At 56.7% G+C, this 589-nt stretch carries 1 protein-coding gene; it reads right to left on the reverse strand.

Annotated features, from left to right (window positions below; translation table 11 throughout):
* Positions 1–119: 119 nt before the first annotated feature.
* The coding region (locus tag HMPREF0721_RS12530) for an RNA-guided endonuclease InsQ/TnpB family protein (RefSeq protein WP_006599919.1) at positions 120–589 on the reverse strand (470 nt) is incomplete at its 5' end.

The following is a 589-nucleotide window of genomic DNA, read 5'->3' on the forward strand; positions in this document are numbered from 1 at the left end:
CGCCCGATACTTCGGACGTAACTCCATGACATGAAAAATCACCAACGTCCGCGGGGGCCGCGTGTACGCCATCACCTCAATAGTCAACCGTTGCATGAGAACTGACTCTGATGGTCAGGTTATCTCGTGCCGGCCTTGCGGCCGCTCAGGTCCTTTCGGGCCATTGACGCTTCACCGGCCGGTGCCAGCTCACCCGAGGATGAGCTGGTCTTCCCCGCGCCTCCACGTCCCATCCCCGGCGAACTCCCGGTTCCGTGAAAATCGACACCGGATTTCGGTGCCGCTAATTTCGCCAGATTCGTTGCAGCATTGAGGTCTCTGTCCACGACAACACCGCAACGATGGCAGATGTATTCACGCTCGGACAAGGAGAGCTTGGATTTCACTTCTCCACATTCCGAACACGTTTTCGACGATGAAAACCACCGATCGGCAATGACGGTTCTACCGCCATTCCACCTCGTTTTGTAGGTGATTCTCCGTCGAAGATCAGCAAACGAGGCCTGCGCTATCGCACGATTCAGGCCTCGTTTGTGTGCGCCGCCACGAGTCATCATGGCTTGAACGTTCAAGTCCTCGATGACGACGG

It is taken from the genome of Pseudoramibacter alactolyticus ATCC 23263, assembly GCF_000185505.1.
In the GTDB taxonomy this organism is placed as follows: Bacteria; Bacillota; Clostridia; order Eubacteriales; family Eubacteriaceae; genus Pseudoramibacter; species Pseudoramibacter alactolyticus.